Below are 7,588 nucleotides of genomic sequence, written 5' to 3' on the forward strand. Positions count from 1 at the left end.
TTCCCCAGTGGTCGATCCCGCTCCCGAGACTCATCGCTTTCCCGCCTTCAAGGGGTGTGCTGTGATGGTCCCTATTCTACTCCAGAACCACCCCTGGGAGAACCTATTTTCCCAGGTCAAACCCCACTTTCGCGGTCAGCGAACGAACAGTACTCGCCGCGCCACACCCGGGCCGCCGCCCCGATAGCCAGCCAAGTTTTTTCTCGATCTGGTCCGGAGTCCAGGACCGCCGAAGGCGGCCGGCGAAGCCGGCGGGCCGAAGGCCCGTCCTTGACGCCGGACCAGATCGAGAACACCCTCGAGAACGGGTCGGCGGCCCACACCGGCCACAAAGAACGGTCACGCGCCAGGTGGTCTCGACAAGCTCGACCACCAGACAAATACATTGATCCCATGCCGATCCCAGACTTCATCGTCGCCCTCCGCCGCAAGATAGGCACGGACCTGCTCTGGCTCCCCGGCGTGACAGCAGTGGTGCGCAAAGACGACGAGATCCTCCTGGTGCAGCGAGCAGACAACGGCAGCTGGACACCGATCACCGGGATCGTCGACCCCGGCGAGCAGCCGGCGACGGCAGCCGCACGAGAGGCGAAGGAGGAGACAGGGGTGGACATCTCGGTCGACCGTCTCGCGTCAGCAGGAGCAACCAGCCCGATGGTCTATCCCAACGGCGACCGTGCCGTCTACATGGACCTCACGTTCAGCTGCAGGTGGCGCTCCGGCGAGGCGTACGTGGCCGACGACGAGTCGGTGGATGTCGGCTGGTTCCACGTGGACGAACTCCCGGAGATGCACCCTGAGCTGAGAGGGCGGATCGACGCCGCTCTCTCCGGCGAGGTCGCCGCGCGGTTCAGCGTCTGAGGACCGTCAGCACCGAGACCGCAGACGGCTGTCGAGCGCGCTCATGAGAGAAGCGACCCGATTGCCACCGGAAGGCACCGAGGGATAGCGCATCAGCACCTCGACCAGCTCCGGCGTCGCCCGCGCGACAGCCCGGTCGAGAGAGGCCGCAGCCGCGGCCTGCGGGTCACCTGACGCCTCGATCTCCGCGATCCGCGCGACGCTCGCGGCAGCACGCAGGATGTGCCCGACCTGAGCGGCGTCGGCGAGTGGATGGAGATAGGCGGCTGAGGCTGCGTCACCGGCGCTTCGCGCCGCCAGCCGGGAAGCCTCCGACTGCGCCTCGGCAGCAGCGCGGTGAGCGTCCAGGGAGGTGACCCGCTGCAGCTTCGTACGTCTCGCGCCACCGACGAACTCCCAGGCCGCGTCGAGCGCGACCCGCGGGCGGGAGTCGCCAGGCACGGCCGCCTCGAAGACCGGCAGGACCTCGGCGGCCGTCTCCGCCACGTAGCGGGCGACGACCCGAAGCTCGTCCGTCGTCAGCTCGAAGTCGCCGGCCACGGAGGAGGCGAGCTCAGGCGTGACCGTCGAACATCGAGGTCACCGAGCCGTCCTCGAAGACCTCGCGGATCGCACGCGCGACCATCGGCGCGATGGAGAGCGTGGTGAGCTTGTCGAACTGCTTCTCCTCCGGCACCGGAAGCGTGTTGGTGATGACGACCTCGAGCGCGGAGGAGTTCTTCAGCCGGTCGACGGCCGGGTCGGAGAGGATCGCGTGGGTCGCGCAGATGATCACGCCGGCAGCGCCGTCGGCCATGAGCGCGTCGGCGGCCTTCACGATCGTGCCACCGGTGTCGATCATGTCGTCGGTGAGGATGCAGATGCGGTCCTTGACCTCACCCACCACCCGGTTGGCGACGGTCTCGTTGGGCCGGTTGATGTCGCGGGTCTTGTGGATGAACGCCAGCGGCGCCCCACCGAGCCGCGCTGCCCAGCGCTCGGCGACCTTGATCCGGCCGGCGTCGGGCGAGACGACGGCGAGCGGCTGATTGCCGTACTTGTCCTTGATGTAGTCGGTCAGCAGCGGCAGCGCCATCAGGTGGTCGACCGGGCCGTCGAAGTAGCCCTGGAGCTGGTCGGCGTGGAGGTCGACCGAGATGATCCGGTCGGCGCCCGCCGTCTTGAACATGTCGGCGACCAGCCGGGCCGAGATCGGCTCGCGACCACGGTGCTTCTTGTCCTGGCGGGAGTAGCCCCAGAACGGCATCACGACGGTGATCCGCTTGGCCGAGGCACGCTTCAGCGCGTCGACCATGATCAGGTGCTCCATGAGCCACTGGTTGATCGGCGCCGTGTGCGACTGGATCACGAAGGCGTCCGAGCCGCGCACCGACTCCTCGTAGCGGACGTAGATCTCGGAGTTGGCGAAGTCGTAGGCCGAGGTCGGCGTCAGCTTCGTCCCGAGAAGGTCGGCGACCTCCTCCGCGAGGACCGGGTGAGCCCGGCCGCTGAAGAGCATCAACTGCTTCTCGGTGGTGCGCTTGGTCATGTGCTGGCTCCTACCCCCGGGGTCACTGCACTTGGATTCTCCATCAACTTCGCCACAGCGCCCAACCCCGGGGGTCACTCGCCTGTCGCCGAGGGTTCACCCAGGATGGGTACGCCCGCCTCGAGTGCCTCCTCGGCCGCGGCCGCCTGCGGGGTGCCCGCCCGGCGGGCCAGCGCCCAGCCCTCGATGTTGCGCTGCTGACCTGCGGAGACGGCCAGCGCGCCCGGCGGCACGTCGTCGCGGATCAGGGCTTCGCCGCCGGTCGCGGCGCCGTCTCCGACGACCACCGGGGCGACAAAGGTCACACCCGAGCCCGACTTCACGTGGCGCCCGATCCGGGTCTTGTGCTTGTTGACCCCGTCGTAGTTGGCAAAGATCGTGCCGGCCCCGATGTTGGAGCCCTCGCCGATCGTCGCGTCGCCGACGTAGGACAGGTGCGGCACCTTGGCACCGGGCCCGATGGTGGAGTTCTTGACCTCGACGAAGCCGCCGATCTTGCCCTCCTCGCCGAGCACCGTGCCCGGGCGCAGGTAGGAGAACGGCCCGACGTTGGCGCCGGGTCCGACGACGGCGAGCTCCGCCTGCGTACGCACCACCCGGGCGCCGTGGCCGACCTCGGTGTCCTTCAGCGTGCAGTCGGGGCCGACCACCGCGTCCTCGTCGATCCGGGTGGCACCGATGAGCTGGGTGCCGGGCAGGATCGTGACGTCCGGGGCGAGCTCGACGTCGGCGTCGATCCACGTGGTCGCCGGGTCCATCACGGTGACCCCGTCCTTCATCCACCGGGTCACGATCCGCTCGTTGAGGATCTTCCCGAGCGCCGCGAGCTGGGCCCGGTCGTTGGCGCCCTCCGCCTCGGTGACGTCGTCGAGGACGAACGCGTCCACCGCCAGCCCGTCGGCGACTGCCAGCGCGATCGCGTCGGTGAGGTAGAACTCCTTCTTGGCGTTGTCGTTGCCGATCCGGGGCAGTACGTCGGCGAGGAACGCCCCGTCGAAGGCGATGATGCCGGAGTTGATCTCGGTGATCGCCCGCTCCTCGTCGGTCGCGTCCTTCTCCTCGACGATCCCGCTGACCCCGGCCTCGCCACGCAGGATCCGGCCGTAGCCGAACGGCTCCGGGACGATCCCGCTCAGGATCGTGGCGGCCCGGCCGGCGGCTTCGTGGTCGGCCACCAGCGCGCGCAGCGACTCACCGCGCAGCAGGGGCGTGTCGCCGTACGTCACCAGGACGGTCCCGCCGGAGACCGCGCCCGCCTCGACCGCGACCCGCACCGCGTGGGCGGTGCCGAGCTGCTCGGTCTGCACCGCGATCACGGCCTCGGGGAGGATCTCGGCGATGTGCGGCTCGACGAGCTCGCGCTGGTGGCCGACGACCGCGACGACGCGGGACGCCCCGGCCTCCGAGACGGCGGCCAGCACATGGCCCACGAGACTCCGGCCCGCGATCTGGTGGAGCATCTTGGGGGTCTTGGACTTCATCCGGGTGCCGCCCCCGGCGGCCAGCACGATCACGGTGAGCTCGCTCATGTTGCCTCAGTCTAGGGCGCGGGTTCCGGCCGACGAGCCGGGGTCAGCGGGTCCCGGGATCGGCGATCCCTGGCTGTCCTGCTCGCGGTGGCTCGACGCCGAGGACTTCAGCACCCCTCAGGACACGGCGCCCTTGCCGAGGTCGAGGACGAGGACCGCCATGTCGTCCGACAGCGGCGTGGTGGCGAAGTCGGCGACCGCGCGCAGCAGCCGGTCCGCGACGGCCTGAGCCCCCGCGCCGCTGCCCGCGGCGAGGACGGCCTCGACACCGGCCTCCTCGAACATCGGCTCCCCTGCCCGACGCTCCAGGACACCGTCGGTCACGACGACGAGCCGGTCGCCGCGCGTCACCGTCACCTCCTCCTCGATGTAGTCGACCGTGTCGATCACTCCCAGGAGCGCCTGCGGCCGGCCGACCCGGCGGGCCGGCGCACCCGGCCGTGCGCGCGTGACGAGGAACGGCGGCGGGTGACCGGCACAGACCAGCCGCAGCCGGAACCGTGAGGCCGCGGTGACCTCGAGCGTGCCGCACACCATCGTGATGAACCGGCCCCGCGTCCCCTCGTCGCAGATGGCGGCGTTGAGCCGCTCCAGGGTCGGCGCGATCGGGATGCCGGCCCGCATCAGCGCCCGCACCGTGTGGCGCGACATCCCGGCGACCGCGGCCGCCTCCGGACCGACACCGCACACGTCGCCCACCATGAAGCCCCAACGCCCGGAGCCGAGCGCGAAGATGTCGTAGAAGTCGCCGCCCGCGTCGTTGAACTCCCCCGTCGGCTCGTAGCCCACCCCGATGTCGACGCCCGGGACCTCCGGCAGCACCGCCGGCAGCAGGCTGCGCTGCAGCGACTGCCCGATGTCCTGGAGCTCGGTGTGGGCCCTGGCGTTGTCGATGGCCAGTGCCGCCCGGCGAGACACCGACTCGGCGACCATCAGCCGCTCGCGGCGCAACGGCTCGCCAGGAGGCCTGCCGAGGGTGAGCCAACCGATGATGCGATTGCGCGCCTCCAGCGGGAGGATCGCGACCTCGCCGGGATAGTCGGGCTCGGCCGGCGCCTCCCGGCCGTCCGGAGCGGCGTCCTCCAAGGCCTTCTGCAGCGCGTCGAGCTGGTGCTCGTCGGCGTGCCAGGCGAACTGGAGCCGGGGCTGCTCACGGGCGTCGTTGAGGTAGATGCCGCACCACGTCGCCAGCCGGGGCACGACGATCTGCCCGGTCATCGCCGTGGTCGCCTCCAGGTCCAACGACCCGGCCAGCATCACGCTCGACTCCCCCAGGAAGGCTAGCCAGGCCCGCCGCTCGCTGTCCGCGGCCCGGGTGGAGGCGCGGTCGACGCTGGGCGCGGCCCAGTCGGCGATCCGCTGCAGCTGTGCGCCGTCCTCGGTCGTGAACCCGGCCGGCTCGGCCAGCGCGACCGCCAGCGTCCCGATCACCCGGCCGTCGAAGGCCACCGGAGCGGTCACCAGCGAGCGCAGCTCGAGGCCGCGGAGCAGCTCGACCGGGGTGGCGCGCAGGTCGCCGATCGCCAACGGCCGGAACGACGCCTTGAGGCTCGGTGCACCTGCCTCGCCACGCCGCACGCTCCGCCCCTGGATCGGCGCGGCGGACCCGCTCGTCGCGGCCACCACGAACCGGTCCTCCATCTCGTCCTCGAGCAGCAGGTACGCAGCATCCGCGCCGAACCGGTCCCGGGTCTGCTCCACCACCAGCTCGAGCATGTCCGCCAGCGGGAGCTGGTTGAGCGCCAGCCCGCTCAGTCCCAGCGGGTCCTGGCCGGCCGAGGACGCAGGGGCGCGGCGGCGTACGTCCTGGTCCTCGGGGCCACCAGCCGCGGGAGCCTCGGCGTCGAGGGTCGCCTCCACCAGCGCGAAGGCAGCCCAGACCCGCTTGTGGTCCTTGCGGTACTCCACGCCCCAGGCCGTCGACAGCGCCGAGGTGATGAGCAGACCGCGACCGTGCTCGCCGGTCCCGGGGTGGGCGTTGGCGCCGACCGGAAGCACGCGGGTCGGGTGCTGGTCGAAGACGTCGATGCGGAGCCGGTCCTCCTCGCGTACGACGGCGACGGTCATCGGCGTGCCGGCATGCGTCACGGCGTTGGTGACCAGCTCGCTGGTCAGCAGGACGGCGTCGTCGACGAGGTCCACCAGACCCCATTCGGCCAGCACCGTACGGGCGAAACGGCGCGCCTCGGAGACCGACGTGGATGCCGGCTCGAACGTGCGCGAGATCGTCTTGACTCCGGTGCTCATAGCCACCGCCGATTGTGCACCCCTTTGGCCCCGCGAGGCACTGATCAGGCCAACGAAACGAGCGAGTGGGTCAAGGAATGACCAGAATCGATGGCGAACGACCATTTGTCGGTCGGGACCAACCGATGAGTGGGACACTTCAGCAGACGCGCAGTTCAGCGCGAGAGGAGGCGAGATGCCCTCATCGCCGGGCACATCGGCGGACGCACCGACCGGCACCAGGAACCCTGAGCCGGTGTCGGTCGACCCGATCGCGCTGCGCCAGCTCAGGGACGCGATGACCGCGATGCGCGACGGCATCTTCACCGGACGACTCGAGCCCGTCGACGGGCCGCTCGGCGACCTCGCCTCCCTCCACAACGAGATCGCCGAACGGCTGAGTCAGCTGAGCGGCGAGCTCTCCCGCGTGCGTCGCGAAGCGGGACGCGACGGCCACCACGACGAACGGCTCCGGCCGAGCATCGGCGGCGGTGCCTGGGCCGGCGCCGTCGAGGACGCCAACGGTCTGGTCGCCGATCTGGCCCGCCCGACCGCCGACGTCGCCCGGGTCGTCGCCGCGGTCTCCGCGGGCGACCTCACCCAGACGATGGCCGTACGTCACGGCAGCCGCGCCCTCAAGGGCGACCCGCTGCTGGTAGCCAAGAGCGTGAACGGCCTGGTCGCCCAGCTCGCCACCATCACCGAGGAGATCGCCCGGGTCACCCGCGAGGTCGGCACCGAGGGCAAGCTCGGCGGTCGCGCGCGGGTGCGCAACGCGACCGGCACCTGGCGCGACCTCATCGACGCGGTCAACACCATGTCCTCGCGCCTGACCGCCCAGGTGCGCGACATCGCCGAGGTCACCACCGCCGTCGCCAACGGCGACCTGTCCCGCACGGTGACCATCGAGGTCTCCGGCGAGATGGCGCAGCTCAAGGACACCGTCGACCGGATGGTCGGCCAGCTCTCGTCGTTCGCCGCCGAGGTCACCCGCGTCGCCCGCGAGGTCGGCACCGAGGGCCGCCTCGGCGGCCAGGCCGACGTACGCGGCGTCTCCGGCACCTGGCGCGACCTGACCGACTCGGTCAACACGATGGCCTCCAACCTGACCTCCCAGGTGCGCGGGATCTCCTCGGTCGCCAAGGCCGTCGCCCGCGGCGACCTGTCGCAGCAGATCACGGTCACGGCGCGCGGTGAGGTCGCCGAGCTCGCCGAGACGCTCAACTCGATGACCGCGACCCTGCAGACCTTCGCCGACGAGGTCACCCGCGTCGCCCGCGAGGTCGGCACCGAGGGCATCCTCGGAGGTCAGGCAGAGGTTCCCGGCGTGGCCGGCCGGTGGAAGGACCTCACCGACTCGGTGAACTCGATGGCCTCCAACCTGACCAACCAGGTCCGCGACATCGCCCAGGTCACCACCGCGGTGGCGGGCGGCGACCTGTCG

General features: G+C 70.9%; 6 protein-coding genes. 2 read left to right on the forward strand and 4 right to left on the reverse strand.

Annotated features, from left to right (window positions below):
- Positions 1 to 393: 393 nt before the first annotated feature.
- Positions 394 to 861, forward strand: a complete 468-nt coding sequence (locus ACFVJS_RS23880) for an NUDIX domain-containing protein (RefSeq protein ID WP_378885698.1) — start codon at positions 394 to 396, stop codon at positions 859 to 861.
- Positions 862 to 867: 6 nt separating this feature from the next.
- On the opposite strand, the gene ACFVJS_RS23885 is transcribed toward ACFVJS_RS23880, so the two are convergent.
- The 4 genes from ACFVJS_RS23885 to ACFVJS_RS23900 all read right to left on the reverse strand — a co-directional run bounded on the left by ACFVJS_RS23885 (position 868) and on the right by ACFVJS_RS23900 (position 6,165).
- Positions 868 to 1,401, reverse strand: a complete 534-nt coding sequence (locus ACFVJS_RS23885) for a putative immunity protein (RefSeq protein WP_378885700.1) — start codon at positions 1,399 to 1,401, stop codon at positions 868 to 870.
- A gap of 13 nt (positions 1,402 to 1,414) precedes the next feature.
- On the reverse strand, positions 1,415 to 2,389 hold the full coding sequence (locus ACFVJS_RS23890; protein ID WP_378885702.1) for a ribose-phosphate diphosphokinase: 975 nt from the start codon (positions 2,387 to 2,389) through the stop codon (positions 1,415 to 1,417).
- A gap of 74 nt (positions 2,390 to 2,463) precedes the next feature.
- Complete coding sequence (gene glmU / locus ACFVJS_RS23895; protein WP_378885704.1) at positions 2,464 to 3,918, reverse strand: bifunctional UDP-N-acetylglucosamine diphosphorylase/glucosamine-1-phosphate N-acetyltransferase GlmU; 1,455 nt, start codon at positions 3,916 to 3,918, stop codon at positions 2,464 to 2,466.
- A gap of 117 nt (positions 3,919 to 4,035) precedes the next feature.
- The gene (locus ACFVJS_RS23900; protein ID WP_378885706.1) at positions 4,036 to 6,165 is read right to left on the reverse strand and encodes a SpoIIE family protein phosphatase; all 2,130 of its coding nucleotides are present in this window, start codon (positions 6,163 to 6,165) and stop codon (positions 4,036 to 4,038) included.
- 175 nt (positions 6,166 to 6,340) lie between these two features.
- On the opposite strand from ACFVJS_RS23900, the gene ACFVJS_RS23905 reads away from it, so the two are divergent.
- On the forward strand, positions 6,341 to 7,588 hold a 1,248-nt coding region (locus ACFVJS_RS23905; RefSeq protein WP_378885708.1), incomplete at its 3' end, for a HAMP domain-containing protein.

The organism is Nocardioides sp. NPDC057772, from assembly GCF_042798075.1.
Classification (GTDB): domain Bacteria; phylum Actinomycetota; class Actinomycetes; order Propionibacteriales; family Nocardioidaceae; genus Nocardioides.